At 69.8% G+C, this 26,628-nt stretch carries 21 protein-coding genes; 18 read left to right on the top strand and 3 right to left on the bottom strand.

Going from position 1 to position 26,628, the window contains the following annotated elements; genetic code table 11:
* Positions 1 to 3 precede the first annotated feature (3 nt).
* Both ACOKM3_RS05425 and ACOKM3_RS05420 read left to right on the top strand, forming a co-directional pair.
* On the top strand, positions 4 to 1,425 hold the full coding sequence (locus ACOKM3_RS05425; RefSeq protein ID WP_426897443.1) for a sensor histidine kinase: 1,422 nt from the start codon (positions 4 to 6) through the stop codon (positions 1,423 to 1,425).
* Positions 1,422 to 2,423 (top strand): TAXI family TRAP transporter solute-binding subunit, encoded by a 1,002-nt coding sequence (locus ACOKM3_RS05420; RefSeq protein WP_426897442.1) that lies wholly within the window; start codon positions 1,422 to 1,424, stop codon positions 2,421 to 2,423. The genes ACOKM3_RS05425 and ACOKM3_RS05420 overlap by 4 nt, the downstream gene beginning before the upstream one ends.
* 52 nt (positions 2,424 to 2,475) lie before the next feature.
* Here ACOKM3_RS05420 and ACOKM3_RS05415 read toward each other — a convergent pair whose 3' ends face one another.
* The gene (locus tag ACOKM3_RS05415) at positions 2,476 to 3,627 is read right to left on the bottom strand and encodes a COG1361 S-layer family protein (protein ID WP_426897440.1); all 1,152 of its coding nucleotides are present in this window, start codon (positions 3,625 to 3,627) and stop codon (positions 2,476 to 2,478) included.
* Positions 3,628 to 3,919: 292 nt separating this feature from the next.
* Here ACOKM3_RS05415 and ACOKM3_RS05410 point away from each other — a divergent pair, with 292 nt between their 5' ends.
* From ACOKM3_RS05410 to ACOKM3_RS05355, 12 genes are all read left to right on the top strand, one after another.
* A complete protein-coding gene (locus ACOKM3_RS05410) occupies positions 3,920 to 4,399 on the top strand; it encodes a hypothetical protein (protein WP_426897439.1) in 480 nt (159 codons plus the stop codon).
* 98 nt (positions 4,400 to 4,497) lie between these two features.
* The gene (locus tag ACOKM3_RS05405; RefSeq protein ID WP_426897437.1) at positions 4,498 to 5,181 is read left to right on the top strand and encodes a GntR family transcriptional regulator; all 684 of its coding nucleotides are present in this window, start codon (positions 4,498 to 4,500) and stop codon (positions 5,179 to 5,181) included.
* A gap of 129 nt (positions 5,182 to 5,310) precedes the next feature.
* Positions 5,311 to 6,708, top strand: coding sequence for an MFS transporter (locus tag ACOKM3_RS05400; protein WP_426897435.1), 1,398 nt, complete (start codon positions 5,311 to 5,313; stop codon positions 6,706 to 6,708).
* The gene (locus tag ACOKM3_RS05395; protein WP_426897433.1) at positions 6,705 to 7,658 is read left to right on the top strand and encodes a dihydrodipicolinate synthase family protein; all 954 of its coding nucleotides are present in this window, start codon (positions 6,705 to 6,707) and stop codon (positions 7,656 to 7,658) included. The genes ACOKM3_RS05400 and ACOKM3_RS05395 overlap by 4 nt, the downstream gene beginning before the upstream one ends.
* Positions 7,655 to 8,803: a mandelate racemase/muconate lactonizing enzyme family protein gene (locus ACOKM3_RS05390; RefSeq protein ID WP_426897431.1), complete on the top strand. Its 1,149-nt coding sequence runs from the start codon at positions 7,655 to 7,657 to the stop codon at positions 8,801 to 8,803. Before ACOKM3_RS05395 ends, ACOKM3_RS05390 begins: the two co-directional genes overlap by 4 nt.
* A gap of 96 nt (positions 8,804 to 8,899) precedes the next feature.
* On the top strand, positions 8,900 to 9,457 hold the full coding sequence (locus tag ACOKM3_RS05385; protein ID WP_426897429.1) for a helix-turn-helix domain-containing protein: 558 nt from the start codon (positions 8,900 to 8,902) through the stop codon (positions 9,455 to 9,457).
* 192 nt (positions 9,458 to 9,649) lie between these two features.
* Positions 9,650 to 10,660, top strand: coding sequence for a LacI family DNA-binding transcriptional regulator (locus tag ACOKM3_RS05380; RefSeq protein WP_426897427.1), 1,011 nt, complete (start codon positions 9,650 to 9,652; stop codon positions 10,658 to 10,660).
* Between the two features lie 146 nt (positions 10,661 to 10,806).
* Positions 10,807 to 12,192 carry an ABC transporter substrate-binding protein gene (locus tag ACOKM3_RS05375; RefSeq protein ID WP_426897425.1) on the top strand — a complete coding sequence of 462 codons (1,386 nt, stop codon included), beginning with the start codon at positions 10,807 to 10,809 and terminating at the stop codon, positions 12,190 to 12,192.
* 2 nt (positions 12,193 to 12,194) lie between these two features.
* Positions 12,195 to 13,130, top strand: a complete 936-nt coding sequence (locus tag ACOKM3_RS05370) for a carbohydrate ABC transporter permease (protein ID WP_426897423.1) — start codon at positions 12,195 to 12,197, stop codon at positions 13,128 to 13,130.
* The gene (locus ACOKM3_RS05365) at positions 13,127 to 13,978 is read left to right on the top strand and encodes a carbohydrate ABC transporter permease (protein WP_426897421.1); all 852 of its coding nucleotides are present in this window, start codon (positions 13,127 to 13,129) and stop codon (positions 13,976 to 13,978) included. The genes ACOKM3_RS05370 and ACOKM3_RS05365 overlap by 4 nt, the downstream gene beginning before the upstream one ends.
* A gap of 43 nt (positions 13,979 to 14,021) precedes the next feature.
* Positions 14,022 to 16,100 (top strand): beta-galactosidase, encoded by a 2,079-nt coding sequence (locus ACOKM3_RS05360; RefSeq protein ID WP_426897419.1) that lies wholly within the window; start codon positions 14,022 to 14,024, stop codon positions 16,098 to 16,100.
* A gap of 45 nt (positions 16,101 to 16,145) precedes the next feature.
* Positions 16,146 to 16,823: a hypothetical protein gene (locus tag ACOKM3_RS05355; protein ID WP_426897417.1), complete on the top strand. Its 678-nt coding sequence runs from the start codon at positions 16,146 to 16,148 to the stop codon at positions 16,821 to 16,823.
* A gap of 93 nt (positions 16,824 to 16,916) precedes the next feature.
* On the opposite strand, the gene ACOKM3_RS05350 is transcribed toward ACOKM3_RS05355, so the two are convergent.
* Together ACOKM3_RS05350 and ACOKM3_RS05345 are read right to left on the bottom strand one after the other, a co-directional pair.
* Positions 16,917 to 20,360: a GH92 family glycosyl hydrolase gene (locus ACOKM3_RS05350; RefSeq protein WP_426897415.1), complete on the bottom strand. Its 3,444-nt coding sequence runs from the start codon at positions 20,358 to 20,360 to the stop codon at positions 16,917 to 16,919.
* A gap of 157 nt (positions 20,361 to 20,517) precedes the next feature.
* Positions 20,518 to 22,314 carry a coagulation factor 5/8 type domain-containing protein gene (locus ACOKM3_RS05345; protein WP_426897413.1) on the bottom strand — a complete coding sequence of 599 codons (1,797 nt, stop codon included), beginning with the start codon at positions 22,312 to 22,314 and terminating at the stop codon, positions 20,518 to 20,520.
* Positions 22,315 to 22,720: 406 nt separating this feature from the next.
* Here ACOKM3_RS05345 and ACOKM3_RS05340 point away from each other — a divergent pair, with 406 nt between their 5' ends.
* The 4 genes from ACOKM3_RS05340 (at position 22,721) to ACOKM3_RS05325 (ending at position 26,556) form a co-directional block, all read left to right on the top strand.
* Complete coding sequence (locus ACOKM3_RS05340) at positions 22,721 to 23,734, top strand: LamG-like jellyroll fold domain-containing protein (RefSeq protein WP_426897412.1); 1,014 nt, start codon at positions 22,721 to 22,723, stop codon at positions 23,732 to 23,734.
* 59 nt (positions 23,735 to 23,793) lie between these two features.
* Positions 23,794 to 25,926: a PQQ-dependent sugar dehydrogenase gene (locus ACOKM3_RS05335; protein ID WP_426897410.1), complete on the top strand. Its 2,133-nt coding sequence runs from the start codon at positions 23,794 to 23,796 to the stop codon at positions 25,924 to 25,926.
* Between the two features lie 119 nt (positions 25,927 to 26,045).
* Positions 26,046 to 26,255 (top strand): hypothetical protein, encoded by a 210-nt coding sequence (locus ACOKM3_RS05330; RefSeq protein ID WP_426897408.1) that lies wholly within the window; start codon positions 26,046 to 26,048, stop codon positions 26,253 to 26,255.
* A gap of 76 nt (positions 26,256 to 26,331) precedes the next feature.
* The gene (locus tag ACOKM3_RS05325; RefSeq protein WP_426897406.1) at positions 26,332 to 26,556 is read left to right on the top strand and encodes a hypothetical protein; all 225 of its coding nucleotides are present in this window, start codon (positions 26,332 to 26,334) and stop codon (positions 26,554 to 26,556) included.
* The last annotated feature ends 72 nt before the right edge of the window (positions 26,557 to 26,628 follow it).

Here is a 26,628-nt window from a genome sequence, read left to right as displayed (position 1 = left end):
CACGTGCGCAATCGGGTCCAGGCGGCACTCCTCGCGTTCGTCGTGCTCGCCGTGGCCGCGTTCGCCGTGCCGCTGCTGGTGTCCACCGCGTCCGACCGCACACAGCAGCTGGTGCTCGCCCGCAGTTCCGACCTCGACCGTTTCGCCTCGCTGATGGACCAGGCGGCGACCACCGGGGACACCGCCGCTGTGGTCGCCGAGGCACGGCGCTACACCCGGCTGTACGGGGAGGCGCTGGTGGTCACCGACGCGCGCCACAAACCCGTGGTGGAGACCGGCGGGATGCGGGCCGCCGACCCGGCCGTGGCACGCCTCATCGACGCGGCCCTGCGCAACCAGACCGCGCATCCCACGGCCTCGCTGACGCCCTGGTCGGGAGGGCACAGGATGTTCGCCGAGCCCGCGGGCACCGGCACCCAGGTGTCCGGCGCCGTCGTCCTGCGGGCCTCCGTACGGGCCGCGGCAGGTGACATCGCCTGGCGCTGGGCCGCCGTCCTCGCCGCGGCGGCCGCGGTCGCCCTCGCCTGCACGGCCCTCGCCCGCGCGGTGACCCGCTGGGTGGTCAGACCGCTGCGCGGCCTCGACCGCGCCGTCGGCCAGCTCGCCGCGGGACTGTCCCCGGAACACACCCACGCCTCCGGGCCTCCCGAACTGCGCCAACTCGCCACCGGATTCAACCGGATGGCGAACACGGTCACCTCCGCCCTGGAGCAACAGCGCCGGCTCGTCGCCGACACCTCGCACCAGATGCGCAACCCCATGGCCGCACTCAGGCTCCGCGTGGACGCGCTGCACACCCACCTGCCCGCCGCGGCGGACCGCACGTACACCGGAGTCACCACCGAACTCGACCGCCTGGAGACACTGCTCGACGACATGCTGGCGCTGGCCACGGCGGAACACCGGGCCGGTGAACTGACCGTGAGCGAGGGGCCGTACGCACCCTGCGACGCGGCGGCGGTCGCGGCCGAGCAGCACCGGCTGTGGGAACCGGTCGCCCGCCGCCGCGGAGCACACCTCACCACGCATCCCGCCGCACCCGTCCTCGTCGCCTGCACGGACCACGAGCTGGCCCAGATCACCGACATCCTTCTTGACAACGCCATCAAGTACGCGGGCGAGGACGCCGAGATCACGCTGTCCTGCACCGTCGAGGGATCGCACGCGGTCCTCACGGTGACGGACGACGGCCCCGGCCTGGACGTCGAGGAACTCACCCGCGCCACGGACCGGTTCTGGCGCTCGGGCAAGCAGACCGGCACGACGGGCACGGGCCTCGGCCTCGCCATCGCGGAACAGCTCCTCGCTGGGCGCGGCGGACGCCTGGAGCTCGGCCCCGCGCGGCCTCACGGACTGCGCGCGCGAGCGGTCGTGCCACGCGCCGCCGAAGAGGCTGCCGAGGCCGGCCAAGAGGTGTCCCCATGAATCGACGTACGGTCCTGATGAATCGACGTACGGTCCTGCGCGCCGCGCTCGGTACCGCGGGCGCCGTCGCCCTCGGCGGCGCGTTCGCCGGCGACGTCTCCGGAATCGGCCGCGGTCCCAGCGGAGTGCTGCACCTGGCGACCGGGGAGCCGACCGCGTTCTACGAGGCCTTCGGGCACCTCCTGGCCGATGAACTCACAGCGGCACACCCCGGCCTGCGATGCCACGTCCGCACCACCGCGGGCAGCGTCGACAACATCGAGCGGCTGCGCGACGGCCGGGCCGATCTCGCCCTCGTCCTCACCGCCACCGCACGGGACGCCGCGGGCACTGACGTGTTCCCCCAACCCGTGCCGCTGCGCGCGATCGGGCGGGTCTACGAGACGTACCTCCAGTTCGCCGTACGCGCCGACGCGGGCGTGCGGACCGTGGCCGACCTGCGCGGCCACGTCGTCTCGCTGGGCGCCCCGGGCTCGGGGGCGGCCGTGTTCGGGGAACGGCTGCTGCGCGCCGCGGGCCTGTCCCCCAGGACGGACGTGCGCGTACGCCATCTGCCGCTGAACGACGCGGCGAGCGCCATGGCGGCCGGTTCCGTGGACGGGCTGCTCGTGGCGGGCGGCGTGCCCCTGCCCGCGCTCAAGGACCTCGACGAGCGGCCCGGCCTGCGCTTCCTGCCGCTGGCCGAACTGCTGCCGCGGCTCGGCGGCCGGGACGCACGGGCGGCTTCGGGCCTTGAACAGGTGGCGCTGCCGCAGGACGCGTACCGGGCGGCGGCCGGGGTGGCCACCATCGGTGTGTCCAACCTCCTGGTGTGCCGCCCCGACCTGGACCGTGACGTGGCCGACGCGCTCACCCGCCTGCTGGTCCGGCGCGCCACGTCACTCGTCCCCGGCAACGCCGTGGGCACCCAGTTCCTCGACGTCCGCAGTCTGATCGGAACGGGAGGCGTCGCTCTGCACCCGGGGGCGCTGGCGGCGTACCGGGCGCTGCACGGGTGAGCGTGAGAGCTGCGCCGAGGCCTGGACGGCGGCGGACTTGTCGACGCGGTGCTCAGCGCCTCCGGCGGGTGGACTTGCCGACCCGGAGAAGCCAGGTGCCTGCTGCTGCCAGGAGTACGGCCACGACACCGAGGAGGCCTGTTGCGCGGACGCCGGTGCTCGCCAGTTCCTCGCCGTGTGGCGTGACAGGGGTGGACGAGCCCGACGGGGTCGGGTTGGCGGTGGCGCTGGGAGACGGCGAGTCGGTGGGTGTCGGTGTGGGCATGGCGGAGTCGGAGTCGGTGGGGGTGGGCGTGGGTGAGTCCGTCGGCGTCGGCGTGGAGCCGGTGGGGGTGGGATCGGGCCTCTGCGGGCTGACCGTCGTCGTGGCGCAGGAGTGGTTGTCCGCGGTCTGGGTCTCGCGGCTGCCGGTGTACACGTCGGCGCAGTTCTCGATCGCGGTCCCGGCGGGCACGTCGTCGTGTGCGTGGACCGTCACGTCGAAGGTGCGTGTTTCGCCCGGCTTCAGGGTGTGCAGGGGGCAGGTGATCGTGGTGCCGCTGGCGGGGCATTCGGCGGGCAGGTCTTCGATGTCGAGGTCGAGGGAGTCGGTGTTGTCCTCGACGGTGACCTCTTCGGCGTCGGAGGGGCCCTCGTTGGTGACCGTGAAGGTGTACGTGTATGTGCCGTCCGGGTTCACACTGGCCGGCCCGGACTTCTCCAGCACGACGTTGCTGAGGGTCTGGGCGATCGTGATGGTGCGGGCCTGGGCGCGCTGCGCGTCGCTGCTGGTGGCTGTGGCGTCGTTGACGATGTTCGTGCCGTCCGTGGTGTCCGCCAGGACCCGTACCGGGATCCGGTAGGTCGCCGAGGCGCCGGGCGCCAGGTCGGTGCCACTGCCGCCGCAGGTCACGGCGGAACCGGCGACGGTGCAGCCCTCAGGGGCCGACCCCTCCAGGGCGAGATGGGCTTCCAGGGGGTCGGAGACGGTCACGTCGTGCGCCGTCTGGTCGCCGGTATTGGTCACCACCAGGGTGTAGACGCCGGTGTCACCCACCGTCAGAGGATCGGGGGAGACCGTCTTGGTCAACTGCAACGGGCCCGCCGCCCGCAACTCCGGTGCCCGCTGCGCCGAGGAGCCTGCGGACGGGTGGGACGGCTGGGGAGCGGGCGGTTCGGAGGCGGAGGCCGCCTGCGGCAGCACGGCCGCTCCCGCCAGCGTCATCGCGGACAGCGTCCTGGCGGCGCGACCGGCCCGCGGCCGCGGGCCGGCTTCTACTCGACTGCGAGGTCGCACTGTATTAGGCATTCGAGAAAGTTAAGTCAATTGAGCACTCACTTGTCTGATTTACGTGTATATGCGTTTGAGCCCACTCCGGCGGAGTACGGCTCCCGTGAATGGTGGGTCACCCGTTGCGGGCGCGGGCGGTGTCAGTGCCGGGACGTAGTCTCAGGGCCTCTGTTCGTGCGGCTTCTGCGAGGGATGGCAGGGGCGATGTTCCGCAAGGAGTCTGAGCATGGGTTCTGCTGTGTCGGCCGACGGGCGCGCTGACTTCGATTTCCTCTTCGGCCGCTGGCGGGTGCGCAACCGCAAGCTGGTGGACGTCGCCGACCTGGCGTGCGAGGAGTGGATCGAGTTCGACGCGACGTCGGCGATCGAGCCGATTTTCGGTGGGTTGGGGCATGTCGACCGGATCTGGACCGACGGCTTCGAGGGCTTCACGCTGCGCCAGTTCGACCCGGAAGCCAGGATCTGGCGGATCTGGTGGGCCTCCAGCACCCGGCCCGGTCATCTCGACCCGGCCATGGAGGGGTCGTTCAGCGACGGCTTGGGCCGTTTCTACTGTGACGACGTCCTGGGCGGTCACGAGGTGAAGGTCCGCTTCGACTGGACCAACTCCGCCCCTGACGCGGCCCGTTGGGCGCAGGCGTTCTCCTACGACGGCGGAGCCACCTGGCGCACCAACTGGACGATGGACCTCAGCCGGATCGCGTAGCCGCGGGCGATGGTGTCACGGGGGCCGGGGCGGATTCGGGGAACCTGGTGGCAGACCCATTGCCCTTGGCCGCCGCGGCGGTTACGGTCCAGTCGTATATGACATATGAGATTCCATTTGGGGGCGCGACCTTGCCTGCTTTCAGCCCGGCCACCCTGCCGTCGCGGACCGCGCACGTACTCGAGGCCATCAAGTCGGCGATCCTGAATGGGGAGTTCAAGCCCGGGACCGCGCTGGTGGAGAACGTGCTGGCGGGGGAGTTCGGTGTGTCGAAGACGCCCGTGCGGGAGGCGTTGAAGGCGCTGGAGGGCTCGGGGCTCGTCGTCATCCGGCCGTTCGCCGGCACCACGGTGCGGGAGCTGAGCGAGCAGGACGCGATGGCCGTCTATGACATGCGGCTGCTCCTGGAGCCGGAGGCGGTGCGGCGCAGCGTCGTCGCGGGAAGTGACTTCTCCGACGCGGCGCAGGCCTTGGAGCGTGCGGCGCTGGCCGAGGACGCCTCGACCCGTTCCACCGCCAACAGGGACTTCCACCGCGGGCTCTACGCCGGATGCGGCAACCCGCTGCTGCTCCGCACGCTCGACGGGCTCCGCGATCAGACGGCGCTGGTCTCCGCGTCCTCCTGGGCCCGGTCACCGTCGTGGCAGGAGGAGTCCTACGAGCACGCGGCCGTACTCGAGTGTGTCCGGTCGGGGAAGGCCGATGAGGCGGCCACGCTCGTCCGGCGGCACATCGAGGGCTTCGTGGCCCGGCATCTTCAGGAGGAGACGCTCACTCACTGAACAACGGAACAGCTGAAACAGCTGAACAACTGAAGACGAGATGCGGCCCGTTCACCGCCAAGATCCCGGGCCGCACCTCAGAGATCCACGCTCCGCGAGGAGCGTCGCCGTTACCCACTAGGAGCAACGATGCCCCAGTCTAACGTGCGCACGTCCGCCCCAGCAGGGCCAGGTCCCGTTCGCGAGCGCAGCCGGATGCGCTGGACGATCGTCGGATTCTCGGCCCTCGGGCTGACCATCGCCTATCTCGACCGCGCCGCCATCAGCGTCGCGATGCCGTTCATGTCCAAAGAGTTCCACATCGGCTCGGCGGTGCAGGGCGTCCTGCTCTCCGCCTTCTTCTGGACGTACGCGCTCTTCCAGCTCCCGTCCGGCTGGCTGCTCGACCGCTTCGGGCCCCGGGTGATCTACCCCATCGCGGTCGGCTGGTGGTCGATCTGGACCGCCCTGACCGCCTTCGCCCAGGGGGTCGGCTCGGTCATCGTGTTCCGGCTCGGCCTGGGCATCGGTGAGGCCCCGGTGCAGCCGGCGAACGTCAAGGTGGTCTCGCAGTGGTTCCCCCGCCGGGAGCGCGCCTTCGCGTCGAGCCTGTTCGACATGGGCCAGCAGATCGGGACGGCCCTCTCCGTCCCGATCGTGACCGCGTTGATCACGTTCAGTGGCTGGCGCATGGCCTTCGTGGTGATCGGTGTCGCCGGCCTGCTGTGGATCGTCGGCTGGCGGATGGTCTACCGCGAGCCCGAGAAGCACCCGCGCGTCTCCGCCTCGGAGCTCGCGCACATCCAGTCCGACCAGGGCGAGATGGTGGCCGCGCAGAACGCGGACGACGACCCCGAGGCGTCGTGGCGTGTGCTGTTGCGCAACAACCAGGTGTGGGCGCTGATGACGGGATACGTCTTCCGCTCGCTCGCCGGCGCGTTCTTCCTCACCTGGTACCCGAGTTACCTTCTCGATGACCGCGGCTTCTCCGAGGCCGAGTTCGGGATGGTCGGCGCCATCCCGCCGCTCATCGCCATCGGCTCCACGGTCCTCGGCGGCGTCGTCTCCGACCGCATGCTGGCGTCCGGGATGTCCACGAACCTGGCACGCAAGATTCCGATCGTCTCCGGGCTCGCACTCAGCGCCTGCATCGGGTTCTCCCCCTTCATCGAGAGCAACGTCCTGGTCATGACCGTGCTGACCGTCAGCAACGCGGCACACTCCTTCGCCGGGGCCGCGATCCTGAGTCTTCCGGCGGAGGTCGCGTCCTCGCCGGCCACCGTCGGCTCGGTCGCCGGGTTCCAGAACTTCGGTTCCCAGCTCGGCAATCTCACCAGCCCGATCGTGATCGGACTCTTCCTGACCTTCGGTAACGGCTCCTACCTCGGCCCGCTGCTCGGCGCCGCCGCGTGCTGTCTGATCAGCGCGGCCATCTACCTGTTCTGGGTACGGATCAAGCCCGTCACACCCGTGAGCGCCCTTGCGTCGGCCACCGACTCCGGCCCCGGCCCCGACTCCGACTCCGCATCCAAGGGGGCCACTTCGTGAGCTCGACCCTGAACACCACTGATCTCATCGAGCAGTTGAGCACCGTCATCGCCATTCCGGTGGTGCCCTACGGCGAGGACGGCGAGGTCGACCACGACCGCGCGGGCGCACTGGCCGCCCGCCTCGTCGCAGGCGGCATCTCGGTCCTGACGCCGAACGGGAACACCGGTGAGTTCTACGCCCTGACCCCGGCCGAACGCCGGGCGGTCCTGACCACCGTGGCTTCCGCCTGCCCGGCCGCCACGACCCTCGTCGCCGGGGTCGGGTTCGACGTGCACACCGCGATCGCGGACGCCCGCTTCGCCCGTGACACCGGCGCGCACGCCATCATGATCCACCAGCCGGTGCTGCCCTACATGTCCCCGGAGGGCTGGGTCGAGTACAACGCGGCGATCGCCGACTCCGTACCGGAGCTGGGTGTCCTGCCCTACCTCAGCAATCCGGCGATCTCCGGCGCACACATCGCGGCCCTCGCCGAGCGCGCCCCCAACGTCGTCGGGCTCAAGTACTCGGTGCCGGACCCGGTGGTGTTCGCCGCCCATCGTGAGCAGGCCGGGGACGGTCTGCTGTGGATCGCCGGACTGGCGGAGTCCTATGCGTCCGCCTACTGGCAGGCCGGTGCCCGTGCGTTCACCTCGGGCCTGGCCAATGTCGCACCCGCCGTCCCTCTTCAGCTGCTCGCGTCCCTGCAAGCGGGGCGTTACGAGGAGGCAGCGGCCCTGTGGCGGCGGATCCGCCCCTTCGAGGAGATGCGGGCGCGCAATCACTCGGCCGACAACGTGTCCGTGGTGAAGGAGGCCATGCACCAACTCGGCCTGTGCGGGCGCGAGGTGCGCCCGCCGAGCCACGTACTGTCCCGCGCCCGGGCGGACGAGGTGACCGAGTCCGTCCGGGCCTGGCGGGAGCTCGTGCCCGCCCTCGACGACAAGTTCAAGGAGTTCGTGGCATGAAGATCGAGTCCCTGGAGACCTTCCGCCAGCGGGTCGGCGACCGCCCCCGCGTCCTGGTGAAGATCACCACCGACAGTGGTGTGTCCGGCTGGTCCGAGGTGTACAACCACGGCCCCGACCTCGCCTACCTCCCGCTGCTCGACCACCTCTTCGACCAGATCAAGGGCATGGACCCGCTGCGGCCCACCGCGGTCAACCAGTTCCTGCACCAGTCGGCCCGCTTCCCGCAAGGGGCCCTGGGCACCGCCGCCATCGCCGCGATCGACCACGCCCTGTGGGACATCGCAGGCAAGGCGCTCGGCGTGCCCGTCTACCAGCTGCTCGGCGGGGCGGTCCGCGACCGGGTGCGGGTCTACGCCGGGCTGTACAACGCCCCGGACGTCGCCGAACTGCGCGACAGGACGGCGGACCTGCACGAGCGATTCGGGTTCACGGCCTTCAAGCTGAGTCCCTACCGCCGCGATCTGCACAACACCCGATACGGGCTCGTCGTCCGCGAACTCGGCGACTACTTCGGCGACGTACGACAACACCACCCCGAGGAGTGGGAGTTCGCCTTCGACGCCCATGCCTGCCTCTGGGAGCCGCACCAGGCAGTCGAGTTGGGATCGGCGCTCGCACCCAACCAGCCGCTGTTCCTCGAGGAGCCGATCCGTCCCGAGTACATACCCGCGTGGGGCCGGATCCGCTCGGACCTGCGCGTGCCGCTGGCCACCGGTGAATCGCTCTACACCACACAGGAGTTCCTCGCGCTGCTCACGGCGGGCGGCGCCGACATCGTGCAGCCCGACATCTGTGTGGTCGGCGGCATGACGCAGATGGTGAAGATCGCCGCGATCGCCGAGGCGCACTACGTCCCCGTGTCACCGCACAATCCGATGGGCCCGTTGGCGACCGCGGCGAACGTGCACTTCGCGGCGGCCACCACGAACTTCGGCATCCTCGAATACGGCACGGGCTACCAGGTCGACGACATCTCCTGGTGCCCCGACCCGTACCTCCCGGTGGACGGACACCTGGAGCTGCGCCCCGACCGGCCCGGCTGGGGCATCGAGATCGACGAGGACGCGCTCGTGGCCGACGACTGGGTGTCCTGGAACCGCAGGGTGCCGGTCCGTCCCGACGGGGCCACCGCCTGGATGTAGCCGAGCTCATCGGTGAAATAGATCAATTGCGCGACTTTGGGGTGGGTTCGTCGTTGAGACACGTGACCATGATCAACGTGTTCGAGGAGGCGACGGATGAGTAACAGGGCCAAGAAGAAGGGGCGCAAGCACCGCACGGTCAACCGCAGCCCGCGGCCGGTGACTCGACGGACCGCTGTCGCGGAGCCGGCGGTGGGCCGGGTGCCGGAGCAGACGAGCGGCCCGGATCTGGACCGCGTGTTGAGCAGGCTCGGCTATGGGCGCCTGCGCGTCCCGGCACCGGCGACACCGGACACCGGCCCGGAGGCGGGCGCAGCGACACCTCCGGAGGCGAGCCCAGAAGCGAGCCCTGAGACAAGCCCGGAGGCGGGCGCGGAGGCGAGCCCAGAGTCGAGCTCTGAGGCAACCGCCGAGACGAACCCTGACGCAGGCCCCGAGGCAAGCCCGGCCCTTGCGAAGAACACCCTGCTGACGTTGGAGCGGCTGCAAGAGGCAGCGCACGGACTCACGCTCGAGCAACTGTGTGAGGAGGTCGGCTGGACACACCGCACGGTGACACGCCACCTCAAGAAGCTCGCCGACAGCGGCCTCGCCGAACAGGCCGAGAGCGGGTGCTGGCTCGCGAGCGCGACGGCCGCCACCCCCGTTCGCTAGTACGCGACGTGGAGACCGCCGGGCGGCGCACGCGGCCCGGCGGCTCAACACGCCCGCGGCGGTGGCAAGTTGTGCGGCCCGCCGAACATCGTGCGCAAGGTCTTGACGCTCGTTTCGGCCGTGTGAACGATGGCCTGACTACGTAGTCAGACTGGCCGTCGTTCACACGGCCGAGGGCGATCGGGAGGGCGCGTGCCGACTACCATGACCGACGTCGCCCGTGCCGCCGGCGTCTCGCAGAAGACGGTGTCCCGTGTCGTCAACGGTGAGCCGTACGTGAGCGCCGAGATCCGCGAGCGCGTGCACCGGGCCATCCGGGACCTCGACTTCCGCCCCAACAACACGGCCCGCGCGCTGCTCAAGGGAAGACACCGCCGCATCGGCGTGATCTCGCTCGGCAGCGCGCACTACGGGCCCACGACTCTTCTCATGGCCCTGGAGCGGGCCATGCAGCGGGCCGGTTACGCGTTCGCGCTGGCCGGCACCCGCGACGGCCGGGACAGGAGTCTCGCCGCGGCCGTCGCCTCGTTGCTGGACCAGGGCGTCGACGGTGTCGTGCTGTCGGAGCCGGTCGACGACGGGTCTCCGCTCCGGTTCCGCTGCGACGTGCCCATGGTCAGCCTGGGCGAACCCGTCGAGCTGTCCGGCGCCGCCGGCGCGGTGGTCAGCGCCGATGGTGTCGCCGACGCCCGATGCGCCACCGAACACCTCCTCGCCCTCGGCCACCGCACCGTGTGGCACATCCCGGGCCCCGGCAACTGGTTCAGCGCCCGCGACCGCGAACGGGGTTGGCGTGCGGCACTGACGGAGGCCGGAGTCGAGGCGCCGCCGCTCGCCCCCGCGGGCGACTGGACCCCCGCCTCCGGCTACCGCGCGGCCCGTCAGCTCGCCCGCGACCCCGACGTCACCGCCGTCTTCGTGGCCAACGACGAGATGGCACTCGGCGCCCTGCGTGCCTTCGCCGAGGCCGGGCGCCGGGTCCCCGAGGACGTAGGCGTCGTCGGCTTCGACGACATCCCGGCGGCCGCCTACCTCACCCCGCCGCTCACCACCGTCCGCCAGGACTTCGCGACCGTCGCCACCCGCGCCGTCGACGTCCTGACCGCCATGATCGAGGACACCCCTCGACCGGCCCAACTCCCGTACCTGACAAGCCAATTGGTCCTGCGGGAATCCACCGCGCCGAGACCCCGGACGACGTAGCCACCCGCCCGCCTCCGACCATCGAGCCGACAGACCGGAACACCCCCGGTCCGCCCCGCCATGCCCGCACGCCGCCCCGCCGGCCCCCGACGCACACCCACGTAGGCATCGCCCCGTCCCCACCCGCACCACGTGAGGAGTCACGTGTGTTCACCCCGAGCCGCGACCGCCACCCACACCGCCGCCTCCACCACCCACCCACACACCGACCACCCTCGCGCCGCGCCCTGCTCCGAGGCGCCGCAGGCCTCGGTGTCACCGCGGCGCTCGCCGCCTGCGGGCAGGGTGCCACCACGCCCCGTACGTCCGGCGACGTCACCCTCGCCCTGTGGACCCACGACCAGAACTACGAGAAGTTCTTCACCCGTGCCATACCGGCCGCCGACCGGCTCACCGACTTCGCGTACCACCTGAGCACGACCCGCGCGGGCGCCCCCGACCTGGTCACCAAGCTGCTCGCCCAGGCCGTCGCCGAGCGTGGTGTGCCGGACATGGTCGGCTTCGAGATGAGCGCGTTTCCGCGGATGCTGCGCGGTGACATCGCCGAGCGGCTGCTGCGCGACTTCGGTGAGGACGTGGCGAAGGTGCCGGGCCTGAAGGAGGACCTGCTGCCCGCGCGTACCGCCCCGTTCAGCAAGGACGGCAAGCTCTACGGCCTGGACTCCGACACCCCGCTGGTCGTGCACTACTACCGCAGGGACCTCTACGAGAAGTACGGGATCCCGGTCGCGGCCGACACCTGGGAGGAGTTCGCCGAGATCGGCGAACGCGCCCACCGCAAGCACGACGTCGCGCTCAACGCGGTCGTCACCGGGCCCGACGTCAACCAGGTCGTGCAGTCCTTCCAGATGCTGTTCAACCAGCGCGGCGGCGGCCTCTTCGACAAGGACCAGAACCTCACCCTGGACTCGCCCGAGGCGGTCGAGGCACTGGATTTCGTCTGCCGCGGCCTGCGCGCCGGCTTCATCACCCCTGTCTCCGACTACTTCGGCGGCCCGATGCAGGCCGCGCTCAAGCAGGGCAAGGTGATCGGCGTCCTCATGGCGACCTGGTTCAAGATCTACGGCCTGATGCCCAACGTGCCCGAACAGAAGGGGAGATGGGGCATGACCGCCCCGCCCCGGTTCGCCGCGGGCGGCCACGCCACCTCCACCAGCGGCGGCACCGGATTCGGTGTGCTGCGGAACAAGCCCAACTCCCGGGCCGCCACGGAGTTCCTGCACAGCGCCTACCTCACCCACGAGGCCCAGGTCCGCCGCTTCCACGACCTCGGCTATCTGCCCACCCGCGCCTCCGTCTACAAGGACAAGGCACTGCTGCGCACCACCGACGCGTACCTCGGCGGACAGCGCCCGTTCGACGTCTACACCGCGCTCCTCGACGACGCACCACGTGTGTACGTCAGCCCCGACCAGTCGATCCTCAACGACGTGCTCGCCGGCTGTCTGCTCAGTGCCTACCGCGGCGACCTCACACCCCGCGCCGCCATCCGCAAGGCCGCCGCCGACTTCCGCGACCAGGCGGGGAGGTAGCCATGACCTCGACATCCCTGCGCGCCCGGCCCGTCCGTGTCACCGAGACCGCCGCCACGGACGGCCAAAAGCGCCGCGCGCCCCTCCACCCGTACCTCTTCATCGCCCCGTTCTACGTCCTGTACGTGCTGTTCATGCTGGTCCCCATCGTGGTGGCGCTGTGGCTGAGCCTGTGCGAGTGGGTCGGGCTCGGCACCCCGCACTGGGTCGGCCCGCGCAACTACCAGCACCTGCTGGCCGACGCGAGCTTCCACCGGGCGCTCGGCAACACCGGGATCTACGTCCTGGTCAGCCTGGTGGTGATCGTGCCCGCGGCGCTCTTCGTCGCCCAGGCCATCAACGCTCGTGGGGTACGCGCCCGTGACCTGTGGCGCACCGCGTACTTCGTACCGATCGTGGTGTCACCGATCGTCGTCGCCCTGATCTTCGGGCTCATCTTCGACCAGCAATTCGGGCTGCTCAACTCGCTTTTGCGGGCGCTGTTCGGCACCGGATCCGTGGACTGGCTGGGCGATCCGACGCTGTCCAAGGTCGCCATCTCCCTTGTCACGGTGTGGCGTTGGACCGGGTACCTCACCATCTTCTTCCTCGCCGGACTGCAGAACGTGCCGCGCGAGCTGTACGAGGCCGCGGCCATCGACGGCGCCGGGCGGGTGCGCACCTTCGTCACCGTCACCCTGCCCGCGCTGAAGCCGGTCACCGCGTTCGTCGCGGTGACCTCGTTCATCGGCGCCGCGCAGATCTTCGACGAGCCGTATCTGCTCACCGGCGGCGGTCCTGCCGAGGCGACCCTGTCCGTGGCCATGTTCATCTACCGGGCCGCCTTTGAACGCCAGCAGTTCGGCTACGCGGCCGCCGCCGGTGTCGTGCTGTTCGTCGTCGTCTTCACCCTCAGCCGGATCTTCAACCGGCTGCTCGGCATCGGGAGGACCCAGTGAGCGCCCCAGCGAACGCCCGAGTGAACGTCACGGTGCTGCGCCGCCCCCTCCTCCACACCACCCTCGGGGTGCTGCTGCTCGCCTTCACCGCCCCACTTCTCTGGGCGCTCAGCGGCTCCTTCAAGCGGCGCGGCGACATCTTCGGCTACCCGCCGAAAATCGTCCCGTCCCCGGCCACACTCGCCAACTTCCGTTCCCTGCTCACCGAGCAGCCCTTCGGCCGCTGGTTCCTGATGAGCGCCGTGGTCGCGCTGCTCGCGACCGCCGTCTCGGTGTTCGTGTGCGCGCTTGCCGGATACGGCTTCGCCAAGTTCCGGTTCGCCGGGAAACGGTTCCTGTTCGGCGTGATGTTCAGCTCGCTGTCGATCCCGTTCGCGGTCATTCTCGTGCCGCTGTTCGTGATCCTCGTGAAGACCGGGCTCGGCAGCCCGTGGTTCGCGCTGATCGTGCCGTGGGTGGCACCCGCGTTCGGGATCTTCATGATGCAGCAGTACATCGTGCAGAGCGTCCCGGACGAGATCCTGGAGGCGGCCCGCATCGACGGCGCGAGCGAGTTCGGGATCTTCCGGCGCGTGGTGCTGCCGCTGCTGCGGCCCTCGCTCGGCGCGCTCGGTGTCTGGCAGTTCCTTCAGAGCTACAACAGCTTCCTGTGGCCGCTGGTCCTGGTCTCCGACAGCTCCCAGTACACCCTCCCGCTCGGCCTGCAGACCCTCTTCCGGGCCGAGAACCGCCAGTACGACCTGGTCCTCGCCGGCTCCGTCCTCGCGGTGGTCCCCGCCGTCCTCGTCTTCGTCCTCCTGCGCAAACAGCTCCTGGAGGGCCTGTCCACGGGCGCGGTCAAGGGCTGATTGGCCCTTGGCTCGACGGTCTCAACTCACGTATAGGAGAAGCATGTTCGCCCTCCCGCACCGGGTCCTGTTCGGCGCCGCCTACTACCACGAGTACCAGCCCCACGACCGGCTCAAGGACGACCTCGACCAGATGGCCGAGGCGCACTTCACCGTCATCCGGGTCGGCGAGTCCGTCTGGTCGACCTGGGAACCCGACAACGGCCGATTCGACCTCGACTGGCTCCAGCCCGTCCTGGACGGCGCACACGAACGCGGCATCTCCGTGGTCCTCGGCACCCCGACGTACGCGGTGCCGCCGTGGCTCGCCCGGCTCTACCCGGAGATCGCGGGGGAGCGGAAGACCGGACAGCGGATCGGCTGGGGCGCCCGCCAGGAAGTCGACTTCACCCACCCCGCGTTCCGCTTCCACGCCGAACGCGTCATCCGCAAGATCACCGGACGCTACGCCTCCCACCCGGCCGTCATCGGCTTCCAGGTCGACAACGAACCCGGCAACGAACTCCTCCACAACCACGGCGTCTTCCAGCAGTTCACCGACCGGCTGCGCGCACAGTACGGCGACGTGGAGACCCTGAACCGCGAATGGGGCCTGGTCTACTGGTCGCACCGGCTCGCCACCTGGGCCGACCTGTGGACCCCCGACAACAACGCGCAGCCCCAGTACGACCTGGCCTGGCGCCGCTTCCAGGCCGACCTCACCACCGAGTTCATCGGCTGGCAGGCGGACATCGTGCGCGAGTACGCGCGGCCCGACCAGTTCGTCACGACCTGCATCTCCTACGAACGCCCCGGCATCGAGGACGACCAACTGACGCGCCGCCTCGACGTCACCGCAGGCAATCCCTACTACGCGATGCAGGACGGCCTCGCCCACCCCGACGGCCCGCAGTCCCCGCAGGGCTGGACCACATCCGGCACCTGGGCCCTCTACCGCAGCGCCGACCGCATGTACTCCTCGCGCCAGGAAGCCTTCCTCGTCACCGAGACCAACGCCCAGGCCATCGGCGGCAGTTGGCACAATCGCCCGGCGTACGACGGACAGTGGCGGCAGGCGGCATGGGCGCTGATCTCGCGCGGCGCCTCGATGATCGAGTACTGGCACTGGCACACGCTGCACTTCGGTACGGAGACGTACTGGGGCGGCATCCTGCCCCACAACGGCCGACCCGGCCGCGTCTACCGCGAACTCGCCACGCTCGGGGCTGAGTTGGAGACGGCAGGCGACCTGGTGGCCGGCCTCACCCCCGACGCCGACGTCGCCTTCCTCTACGCGGGCCCCAGCAAGTGGGCACTCCAGGCCCAGCCCGCGCTCGCCCGGCCCGACGGAGGAGCGGACCCGAACTCGTACCAGACCATCTTCGACGCGTTCTACCGCGGCGCTTTCGACGCGGGCCTCCAGACAAGGGTGCTGCACCCCGGTCAACTGGCGCAGACGGAAACCGAGTTGCCCCCGGTTCTGGTCGCCCCCGCCTACTACGCGGCCGACGACGCCACCCTCGACCTCCTCACCGCGTACGCCGAGCGAGGCGGGCACCTGATCATCGGCCCGCGCACGGCATACGCCGACGAGGAGGCCCGCGCCCGCACGAACGCCCAGCCCGCGCGCCTGGCGGAGGCCGCCGGAGTGACCTACGACGAGTTCAGCAACCTGTCAGCACCCCTCACGGTCCACGGCACGGACGACTTCCCACTGGAGGCCGACACCCACGCGCTGCACTGGGCGGACGGCCTGACACCGACGGACGCGCAGGCACTGGCCTCGTACGAGCACCCGCACTTCGGGCGCTGGCCGGCCATCACCACACGCGCGCACGGTGCGGGCCGCATCACATACGTCGGCACGGTCCCGGACCCGGCGCTGGGGCGCGCCCTGTTCGGCTGGGCCGCACCCGAGCCCGAGGCGGCCTGGCGCCCCGAGGCCCCCAGCGTCACGACCACGTCCGCGACCGCCCGCGACGGCCGCCGGGTCCGCTTCCTGCACAACTGGTCCTGGGAGGCGCAGTCCTTCACACTGCCGGAGGCGACGCGCGACGTGCTGACGGGCGACGTCCACGAGAGCGGAGACACCATCGCGCTGGGGGCGTGGGACGCTCGGGTTCTGGAGGTGACGGGGCGGTGAGACGGGGTTGGCAATGATGAGTGCCGGTCCCTAGGGTCGGCGACCATGACAGTTCTGATCACTGTGTGCGGAGCGTCTCCCGGCGTGGGCAAGTCGACGCTGTGTACCGGGCTGTCCCGATGGCTGGCCGATTCGGGGCTGCGAGTGGATCACTTCCGAGAGGAAGAAGTGCTGACCCGGCCTCAGTTCGACGCCGTGGCAGCGGAGTTTGGGGCGACGGGCACGGTCGAGCTGGAGACTTTGCTCGCAGGAACCAAGCAGTTCGTTGATTCGGTACTGGCGAGCGACGACGACGTGGTGGTCGCGGACGCTCTGGTTCCGTTCGTGCCGACGCTGCTGGCCATGGGGCACGGCGAAGAGACGATCGACGCCTTCATGATTGCCCTCACGGAGGTACTCGCACCGGTTCGCCCCCTCATGGTCTACGTCGATGGGAACGCCGAGGCCGCCTTGCCCCGAGCCGCCCGAAGAGAAGGGGAGCGGTGGCTGGACTGGTACGTCGGCAAGCTCGCCCGGTACGAGGTGAGCCCTCCCGTGGCCGACGTCGCGTCGGCGGTCACGTATCTGCGGCGGGAGCGTGCTGTCACCCTTGGCGCGGTCGGCCGCCGGGGCTGGGAGCTCGTCGTCGTCGAACGAGCCGATGAGCTGCCTCGGAACGAGGTGCTGCGGGTCGCTCAGCGGGGCCTGGGACCGTACCTGGGCATGACCGTCCAAGACGGATAGGGCAGGCAGGACTGGCAATGTGACGATCGACGGGAGGCCCGGTGCTGGTCGTCACCAGCACCGGGCCTCCCGTGACAGGGCCCACTGGGGCCGTCAGCGCTTCAGGGTCATCGCATAGATCCCCAGGTTGCTGTTGTGCTGCCAGTCGAGGCCTCCGGACCCGGGGGCCACCCAAGCCGGCACCGACGGTGTCGCCAGGGAGAGAGACCGTACTTGTTTCCCGGACTCCAGAGGGACGGTCGTTTCGTAGAGGGATGCCTTGGTGGTGGTCTTACCGGTACCCGCCTTGAGCTGGTACGCGGTCGTCAGCGCGACGTCGTTGCCGAAGTCCGGAGCCTTGTTCGCCCAGCCGGTGAGCTTGAGCGGAACCGTCGCGGTGCTGCCGTCGGTGTAGGTGACGACGGCGGTGGCCGACGCGGCGCCGGTGCTGCCGTTGTCGGACGCGCCCACGATGTGGAGGCTGTCGTAGTTCCCGGTGGGGAGGGCGATCGCCTGGCCGGTGGACTTGACGAAGTTCTTGCCGGTGCCGGAGGTCCCGGGTGCCTGGTAGGTCACCCCGCCGAAGGTGACAGGGCCCGGTGCGGGCAGTTGGTCGGCGGCGAAGCTCGTACCCGTGCCGTCGAAGTCACCCTCGCCCGGCGCGGCGAGCGTGGCGACACCGTCGTTGTTGTAGGCGGAGTTCAGGTCGACGGCGCATGAAGTGGCCGTCCGGATGGTGCAGTTCGCACCGGCCGTCCGGACCACGACGGTGACGGTCTTCTTGACCGGGGCGGCTCCGGGGAGTTCGGCGGTGACCGGCACCTTGTAGGTGCCTGCCCTGGTCCCGGCCGGGGCGGTGATCCGCAGCTGCTTGTTCATCTGTGTGGGAAGGCCGTTCGAGTCGGCGGTCGCCGTCGTGTCGGACGGGGACACCTCCCATCCCGTCGGTGCCTTCGCGGTCACAGAGACCCGCGCGCTGTGCGGGGACGTGGCCAGCAGTGTCAGGTCGACCTGCTGTCGCGATGCGTGGTCTGCGGAGGGCTCGATGGCGACTTCGTCCGGCCCCACGTCGGCGCTGAGCTGATGCCGCGTACTCGGCGTCGTGTTGAGCGACGGCGGGGCGTTCTTCGTGTCCGTCGCCCATGAAGTGGGCTTGGTGCTCAAGGCATAGCCGATGTGCCCGCCGTGGGCGATGTCCGACTGATCGACCCATGCCTGGTCCCAGGGCTTGCCGTTCACCGTCGCGGAGGCGATGTACCGGGTGGCCATACTGGTGCCGGGCGCCGAGATCGTCAGCGTCCCGCCCTGTGTCTTCCCGTACTCACCGATCCGCACCCGGGCGTTCGGGAACTGCGGAGTGGTGATGACGTCGAAGTTGCCGCCGCTGGTCGTGGGGTAGAGGCCCAGCGACGACATCACATACCAGGCGGACATCTCACCCATGTCGTCGTTGCCGGGGATGCCGCCGGGGCTGTTCGTGAACAGGGTCTCCTGCGCCTTGACCACGGTCGCCGTGCGGCCGGGCTGCCCGGTCCACGCGTAGAGGTACGGCGCGATGAGGTTCGGTTCGTTGTTCGGGTTGTACTTCGTGGAGCCGTAGTAGCCGTACGGGTCGCTGACCCAGGTCTTGCGCGCGGTCCCCGCCGGATCGGTGAGGAGGTCGTCATAGGCGAAGAAGTCGTTCAGCCGCTTGTCCGTCGCGTCCTTGCCGCCCAGCATGCCGATGAGCCCCGCCGGGTCCTGGGGCACCGACCACTGGTACTGGCTCGCGTTCTGCTCGTGGAAGGCATTGTTGCTGGTGACCGGGTCGTACGGGGTCAGCCAGGTACCGTCGGCCGCGGTGCGCGGCCGGAACTGGCCGGTCTGCTTGTCGAAGACGTTCTTGTACGCCTGGCCGCGCTCGGCGAACATCTTGGCGTCGGCCGTGTGGCCGAGGCCCTTCGCCATCAGCGCCAGTGACGCGTCGGCCGCCGCGTACTCCAACGTGGCCGAGGTGCCGTAGTAGCAGTCGTTGTCGTTCGACTTGGTCGGGCAGCAGTTGCCGCTCGTGTCCCTGCCGCAGTCGGCGGCCGACTTCACATTGAGGCCGTAGGGGATGTAGCCGCGCTCCGCGTAATGCGCGGCGCCGGCACGGCCGTTCTCACGGACGTCGGCGGGCGGCACCTCGGTCGCGTTCGCCCGGAGGTACTTGTACGCCTCCTCGGCGTCCGCCCCGGTGAGCAGCCCCTTCGACCAGCCCTCGACGAGGAACGGCGTGACCGGATCGCCGGTCATGATGTTGCCTTCCTCGTTCTCCAGGTACCAGCGCGGCAGCGCGCCGCCCTCCCGGGCGATCGCGAGGATCGACTTGTCGATGTCACGTGCGACCTTGGGAACGAGTATCTCGAGGAGCTTGTTCTGCGTCCGGTATGTGTCCCACAGCGAGAGATTGCTGTAGGGGGTGTAGTCCGTGGCGGTGTGGAGCTTCTTGTCGGCTCCGACGTAGCGGCCGTCGACGTCACCGATGAGGTTCGGATCGAGCAAGGAGTGGTACAACGCCGTGTAGTACGCGACCTGTTGGTCGTGCGAGCCGCCACCGATCGCGGCCTTGTGCAGCATGGTGTTCCACGTGGTGTTCAACGCCTTGTGCACGGCGTCGAAGTCGAAGCCGAACTTCCCCGTCTCCGTCGCGAGATTCTTGTGGGCGCCGGCGAGGCCGGTGAAGGAGAGCCCCACCTTCGCGACCACGGGGGCGTCGTTCTTCGTCGTGTCGAACGTCGCCCACGCTCCGTTGGAGCCCTTGGCGGTCGACTCGCGGGAACCCGGGCTCCGTTCGGCGCCCTTCCAGGTGCCGTACGACGCGAACGGACGGCTGAGCTCGGCGACGAAGTAGGTCTTCTTGGAGTCCTCGACCCATCCCTCGACCGTCCGGTCGCCGACGACGCGAATCTCCGAACTGCTCACGCCCGCACCGGCGTTGAACATCACGTTCGCCTGACGCGTCCGTGGGAACCTGTACTGCTGCCACCCGGTCCGGTCGGTCGCCGTCAGGCCGGCGGTCACGCCGTACTTGTCGAGCTTCGTCTCGTAGTAGTCGGGTTCCGTCGTCTCATTCGCGTGGCTGAAGGCCGACGCGTACTGCGCCGGATCGGTGGAGGTCACCTCGCCGGTCGTGGGCATCATCGGCAGGTAGTTGAACCGGCACCCGTTGATCGTCGTCTGACTGAACCCGACGACCGTGTCGGAGGACTCCTTGCCGCACCCCGTGCCACCGGCCGTCTTCATCAGCGGACTCTGCTGCACCAGGCCGAACGGTGCGCCCGCGGCAGGGAAGGTCAGCCCCTCGTTCTCGGTCCCGATGTACGGATTGACCAACTTGGTCAGGTCGGCCCCCGCGCCAGGAGTCGCGTCGGACGACGGCGCCGCCGACGGCTGCGTGGCGGTGCTCGCGTTCGCTGGATTCGCGGCGGCGGAACCCGCGGCAGCGAGGGCCAGGCAGAGCGCGACCGCCCCCAACCGGTCCCTCAGGCGCCGTGCCGTCGATCTGTTCCGGGTTGGTGCGTATCGCGCCGATTGCATGCCGCTCCCGCTGTGTTCCCGCTCGTGGACATCGTTGTCATGCAGCGCGCATGACGGTAGATCTTCTCCTCCGCCCCTGCAAGGGGCCCCGCTCCTCGATCCACGGAACGGAGCGGAGCCCGGTGCAGGTGCGGAACTCGCGGACGCCTGGGCGTGGTTACGGGTAGGACGTCACCGTCGAAGGCACCGTGGTGTCGCCCGAGGTGGCGGCTCCGGTGTCGTTGATGACGTGTTCGTACTGGCCCTTGCCGCCCAGTGACACCACGAGCAGGTCGTGGAACTTCACGCCCGGTGTGTTCGGCGCGGTGAAGCCGCGGTCCTGGCGGATCGTCGGGTCGACGTTGAAGAAGCAGTACGAGCCAAGGCCCCAACCCTCGTGACTCGTCACGGAGTTGTCCACCTTGTAGGCCGCGAAGCCCTTGGTCGTGCCGTCCTGGACGGCGGCCTGGTTGGGGGCGTCGTAGGCCTTCTCGTTCTGGAAGAAGATGGTGCGGCCGCCCTGCCCGAACCACTGCACGTCGTACTTGTTGAAGTGCTCCACGAACAGGCCCGTGGCCAGGACGTCGTCGCCGTTGACGACGAGGCCGTAGTCCGCGCGGTTGGTGTCCCAGCCGACCCCGTCGCCGTGGTCGGCGCGCCAGATCCAGGTGTGGTCGACGATGGTGTGCCGGGCGTTGACGACCAGGCTGGTGGTGGCCTTGCCCGCCCCCGCACCACCGATCCGTACGAACACGTCCTGCACGGTGATCGGGTCGGCGGAGTGGTCGGCGGACGCCCCCTTCGGCCCGATCTCCACCAGGGTGGAGGAGTTGACGGTGCCGGCGTCCACCAGGAACCCGGCGAGACGTACTCCGTCCACGTCGGCCACCTTCACGGCCGTCGCCCCGCCGTCGGGGATGAGCGTGGCGTAGCCGAGGCCGAGGACGACGGTGCCCGCGCGCTTCACCTGGATCGGTGCGTCCAGGTGGTAAATGCCGGGCGTGAGAAGGAGGTTGAGGCCCTGGTCGAGGGCGGCGTTGAGGGTGCTCGCACTGGCGCCGGGCTGAGCGACGTAGAACTGGCTCAACGGGAGTGATGTGCCGCGCGGGGTGCCGTTGCCCCAGGTCGTGCCGCGGGCGTTCGTGCGCTTCTCCGGCAGGAACACCTTGTAGTCCGCGCCGTCCAGGTACAGGAAGGGCTTCTCGCGGGAGACCGGGGTGGTGTCGAGCGTGGTGTACGGCGGGTCGGGGAAGCTCTGCGCGGGCGCGCCCTCGACGCCGGAGAACACCATGTTCCAGACGGCGTTCTGCCAGCCACCCACCGAGGAGTCGCGGGTGTACCACTGCTGCTGCGAGTACGGTCCGACGGTGCCGTCGATGCGGCTGTCGGCTATGTAGCCGCCGCTGGCCCAGCCGTAGCCGTCGGGGGAGAGGTTGAGGCCGCCGCGGACGTGCATGCGGCGGAACGGGGCGGCCTGGGCGACCGCCCACCGGTTCGTCCCGTTCACCGGCACGAGCGCCAGGTTCTCGGCGCTGCGCCAGAAGTTCTGCGTGGCGTTGCCGTTGAACCAGCCCGCGTCGACCGTGACGTCGCCGTTGATGGTGGTGTCGTCGGGGGAGAGGCCGAGGCCCATGATCGAGGTGTAGAAGCCGAGCTGGGCGTTGAGCCCGTTGTAGGTGCCGGGCTTGAACAGCAGGGCGTAGCGGCCGGTGCCGAACTGGGCGGACTCCTGCTGCTTGAAGATCTCGTCGAGCTTGGCCTGGATGCCGGGCGTGGACGGGTCGAACACGATGACGTTGGGCCCGAGGTCGCCACCGGCGGCCAGCTTCTTGCCGGGCTTCGCCGGCTTGGTGGGCTTCTTCGTGGTGGCGGCGGACGCCGCGGCGCTGCCGAGTGCGGGCAACGCCGCGGCGGCGACACCCGCGGCGAGCAGACCGCGGCGTGATGGAGACGGAGTGCGGGACGGGTGGGTCACAGCGGCTCTCCTGGTTCATGAAATGAACAATGGGGGGTGTGGGAGCGCTCCCTCGGCGACGCATGCTTCAGGTCGGTGAATGTGGCGTCAAGAGTTGCGGCAGAAGTCCACGGAGGGACGGGAGTGGTACGTCCAAGTAAGGCCATAGAAGGGGTAGTTGAGCCTTCAGGAAGTGGCGGCACGGGGTGAGGGTTCGGTGCGGCCGTGGCCGTCGCTGTCGTTGCGTCGCCGTGCCGCCGTGGCTGTGTCGCCGTGCCGCCGTGGCTGTGTGACCGTGTCGCCGTGGCTCTGCGAGAGGAATTCCGACATCGTTGTCAGATGTCTTGTCGCCCGCGGCTGATCTTTGTACGTTGCACAGGCATGACTGGACAGGAAGCGCTTTCAACGCTTGCCCTCGGGAGGGGACATGACGCCTGGAACCGCAGTACCGGCACGCCGCCGCAGACCTCCGCGGCCAGGGCTGTGGCCCACCGCGATGGCGGCCGGGGCCGCCCTCCTCGCCACCGCGTTCATCACTCCGCCCGGGGCCGCGTCCACACCGGACACCCGCTCCGCGGTCACTGGCGCCGGCCTCGGTAAAAGCCTGGTCGCGGGCTACGACTTCGAGCACCCGGACCCCGCGGACGCCGGGCGCGAACTCGACGTGGGACCGTCCGGCACCACCTTGTCGCTCGTCAACGGCGGCGCCGCGATGCGCGTGCGCGACGACGCCGATCCGCGCCGCGGCCACGTCCTCCAGACCCGCCAGGTGCAGCCGGGCACGGCCGGCAACGACGACTGGAAGGCGGGCGTGTACGACCCGGACGGCGCGGCCTCGATGCACGCCTTCAACGGGGCCCGCCAGGCCACCGTGATGGGCTGGTTCCGCACCACGGGGCAGAACCCGAGCCCGAATTCGGGAACGGCCGACCCCTCCGACCTCTACAACGCCATCGGCCTCGCCGGCGTCCTGACCGGCGACTCCAACGGCCACGACGTCCGGGCTCTCCTCGAACTGATCGACGTGGACGGCGAGTTGCGGCTGGTCGCCCTCGGCCGCCGCGTGGACGGTTCCGCGTCGCAGACCTTCGCCGCGGACGGCGACTGGCGCAAACACCTGCCGGACGGCCAGTGGGTCCACCTGGCCGCGACCTTCGACTTCGACACCGGCAAGATGGCGCTGTACCGCAACGGCCGTGCCCTGCCCGGCAGTTACGTACGCGACGACGACCCGTGGGCGCTCGCCGGAGACCCGGAACCCGATCTCGCCTCGCCGACCGATCCGCGCGGCATCAAGATCGGCGGAAGCTTCCCGCAGAACACCCGCGAGGCCAACCCCTGCAACTGCCGCATGGACGACCTGATGTTCCTGGACCGGGCCGCCACCGCGGGCCAGGTGCGGGCCGAGTACCGCCGCACCGGCGGGCACCCCGGCTCTTGAGCGCCCGTCCCGATATCGCCCGCCGCGCACACCGTACGAATCGTACGAAGGGAGCCCCCTTGTCCCCGTCGGCCCCGCACGTCCGGCCCCGTAAGAGACCCCTCCTGATCCAGCTCGTCACCGGCGCCCTGCTCGCCGCGACCCTCGCCGTGGCACCGGCGGGCGCGGCCGAACCGCCCGCCGACACCGGGGCGAGCGCCATCACCGACCCCATCCCCGGCAAGCCCGTCACCTCCGGCCTCGGCCTCGAGGTCGAGGAGTTCGCCCAGCTCCCCAAGTCCGAGCCGCGCCCCGGCCCGGTCGAGGACGACCGGCTCATCCGCTACAACCGGATCAACTACCTGACCCCGTTCCCGGGCGGTGCCGGCCGGCTGGCCGTCGCGGACCAGAACGGCGCCATGTACGCGCTCAACAAGGACGGCTCCGGGCAGCACCTCTATCTGGACCTGTACAAGGAGTTCTCCTCCGCCTTCTACGCCAGCCGTGGCCTGGGCACCGGATTCGGCTACGTCGCCTTCGACCCGGACTTCCGGCACAACGGCCGCTTCTACACGGTCCACACCGAGAAGCCCGAACTGACCGAAGCCAAGCCGGACTTCAACCAGCCCAGCGGCAACGGCTTCCACGGCATCGTCACCGAGTGGACCGCCGACGACCCGAGCGCCCCCACGTTCTCCGGCACCCACCGCGAACTGCTCCGCATCGGCTTCAACGGCCAGGTCCACGGCATCCAGCAGCTCGACTTCAACCCGACCGCGAAGCCCGGCGACGCGGACTACGGGCTGCTCTACATCGCGGTCGGCGACGGCGGAAAGGGCAACACCACCGGCGACCCGCAGAACCGCGCCCTCCCGCACGGCAAGCTCCTGCGCATCGACCCGCGCGGCCACGACAGCGCGAACGGCCAGTACGGCATCCCGGCCGCCAACCCGTTCGTGCACCAAGCAGGCACCCTCGGCGAGATCTACGCGATCGGCATGCGCGACCCGCACCGCTTCAGCTGGGACACGCGCGGCAGCCACCGCATGTTCCTGTCCCACGTCGGCGAGCACGCCATCGAGTCCGTCTACGAGGTCAAGGCCGGCGACAACTACGGCTGGAGCGAGCGCGAGGGCGCCTTCGTCTTCGACAAGAAGGCCACCGACCCCTGCGCCAAGATCCTCCCGCTGCCCGCCGACGACGCCAAGTACGGCTACACCTATCCGGTCGCCGCCTACGACCACGACCCGCCGGCCGACTGGGACTGCAAGTCCGACGTGGGCCGCGGCATCTCCGGCGGCTACGTCTACCGCGGCCACGATCTGCACGGCCTGCAGGGAAAGTACATCTTCGGTGACATCGTCGACGGCCGTCTGCTCTACACGGACGAGAGCGACATGCGGCGCGCGAAGCCGGGAGCGCAACAGCAACTGGCGCAGCTGCACAGCCTGATGGTCTACGACGCGAAGTCCGGCAAGCGCGTCTCCATGCAGGAACTGGCCGGTGACAAGCGCGTCGACCTGCGCTTCGGGCAGGACGCCGACGGCGAGCTGTACATCCTCTCGAAGGCGAACGGCAAGATCTGGAAGGTGACGGGAACCCGCAAGTTCGCGAGCTGTGACACCGACGGGACCACCCTCACGAATGTGATGGGCGCGGAGAACTGGGCGCCCGTCACCCCGTCCAAGTGGCAGTTCAAGGACGGCGAGGCGGTCATGACCGAGCCGGGCGCCGAACGGCCCGGACCGCGCCGCCCCTACGAGTACGCGGTGCTGACCGCGGGCCCCGCGTACCGCAATGTGCGTATCGACGCGCAGGTCCGCATCGATACGCCGACCGACATCGACAACCGGGACGTGATCGTCGTCTTCGGCCACGAGTCGGACACCCGGTTCGGCTACGCGCATCTGTCCCAGGACAACTCCATCTACCCGCACAATGGCGTCTTCACGGTGGACGACGCCGACCGCCTGCGGGTGGAGGACCAGTGGGACGGCACCACCGGCGCCCCGCCCGCGATCAGCGACGCGGCGTGGCACCAGGTCCGGGTGGTGCGTTGCGGCGACACGGGGGAGACGGCCGTCTACATGGACGGTTCGCACTACCCCTTGATGACAGCCGTGAGCACGCGACCCGGTGACGGACGCGTCGGCTTCGGATCGTTCGACAACGCCGGCCGGATCCGCGGTCTGAAGGTGTCCGGTACGTCGTAGCGGACATGTGTGGTGACGGTCCGCGGCCGGAGATGTTTCCGGCCGCGGACCGTTGTGCGGTGATCGCCTCGGAGGCGGTCGACGGGGACACTTCTTGACGGGCACCGCGGACTTGGTGCGTGATCATTCTCTTCCCCCTGAACGCGATTCTCGCCGCGGGTGGCGTCGTCTTCGCGATACTTGCCGTGTTCCGTCCCTCCGCACGCGTCGCGGAGGAAGCCGAAGGTGTCGGCGCCGACTTCTACGCTCGGATGTACGCGGCCAAAGCCGTCCCGCTCTGCCTGCTCGCCGCCGTCGTGCACGCACTGGTCGCCGTCCTGATCTGGTGACGAGCGCGTTCCGCCCGGGCAGGTGATACCTCGCGCCTCCCCGCATCCAACCGTCACGCCGCGTCGTTCGCCCAGTATGAAGAAGATCATCAGCGCCGCCGGTCTCGTCCTCGCCGTGACCGCACTCGCCGCACCCGCCCATGCCAGCGACCTCGGCTCCGGAGTCGGTGTCTCGGACGACTGGGACTTCGCCTCCGCGGCCACGTGTCTCCAGGAAGTCGCCGTCGCCCCCGTGCTCGGCGACTCCGTGGGCGAGCACACCACCCACTGCACCGATGGCAACCTGATCACCCACGGCTAGTCGGGAGCCAAGTCGGGGCAGCGCTCGGCTGCCCCGACCGCGGTGTGAAGGCAAGAGCCCTTTGCCCGGGGC

Source organism: Streptomyces nidicola, from assembly GCF_050106155.1.
Lineage (GTDB): Bacteria > Actinomycetota > Actinomycetes > Streptomycetales > Streptomycetaceae > Streptomyces.
The sequence above is the reverse complement of the archived record's forward strand: the minus strand, read 5'-3'. Positions and strand labels throughout refer to the sequence as shown.

Coding starts and splice junctions, on each gene's coding strand:
- ACOKM3_RS05420 (WP_426897442.1), top strand. CDS start 1,422: ATGAATCGACGTACGGTCCTGATGAATCGACGTACGGTCCTGCGCGCC.
- ACOKM3_RS05415 (WP_426897440.1), bottom strand. CDS start 3,627: ATGACGCTGGCGGGAGCGGCCGTGCTGCCGCAGGCGGCCTCCGCCTCC.
- ACOKM3_RS05410 (WP_426897439.1), top strand. CDS start 3,920: ATGGGTTCTGCTGTGTCGGCCGACGGGCGCGCTGACTTCGATTTCCTC.
- ACOKM3_RS05405 (WP_426897437.1), top strand. CDS start 4,498: ATGACATATGAGATTCCATTTGGGGGCGCGACCTTGCCTGCTTTCAGC.
- ACOKM3_RS05400 (WP_426897435.1), top strand. CDS start 5,311: ATGCCCCAGTCTAACGTGCGCACGTCCGCCCCAGCAGGGCCAGGTCCC.
- ACOKM3_RS05390 (WP_426897431.1), top strand. CDS start 7,655: ATGAAGATCGAGTCCCTGGAGACCTTCCGCCAGCGGGTCGGCGACCGC.
- ACOKM3_RS05385 (WP_426897429.1), top strand. CDS start 8,900: ATGAGTAACAGGGCCAAGAAGAAGGGGCGCAAGCACCGCACGGTCAAC.
- ACOKM3_RS05370 (WP_426897423.1), top strand. CDS start 12,195: ATGACCTCGACATCCCTGCGCGCCCGGCCCGTCCGTGTCACCGAGACC.
- ACOKM3_RS05360 (WP_426897419.1), top strand. CDS start 14,022: ATGTTCGCCCTCCCGCACCGGGTCCTGTTCGGCGCCGCCTACTACCAC.
- ACOKM3_RS05355 (WP_426897417.1), top strand. CDS start 16,146: ATGACAGTTCTGATCACTGTGTGCGGAGCGTCTCCCGGCGTGGGCAAG.
- ACOKM3_RS05350 (WP_426897415.1), bottom strand. CDS start 20,360: ATGCAATCGGCGCGATACGCACCAACCCGGAACAGATCGACGGCACGG.
- ACOKM3_RS05340 (WP_426897412.1), top strand. CDS start 22,721: ATGACGCCTGGAACCGCAGTACCGGCACGCCGCCGCAGACCTCCGCGG.
- ACOKM3_RS05325 (WP_426897406.1), top strand. CDS start 26,332: ATGAAGAAGATCATCAGCGCCGCCGGTCTCGTCCTCGCCGTGACCGCA.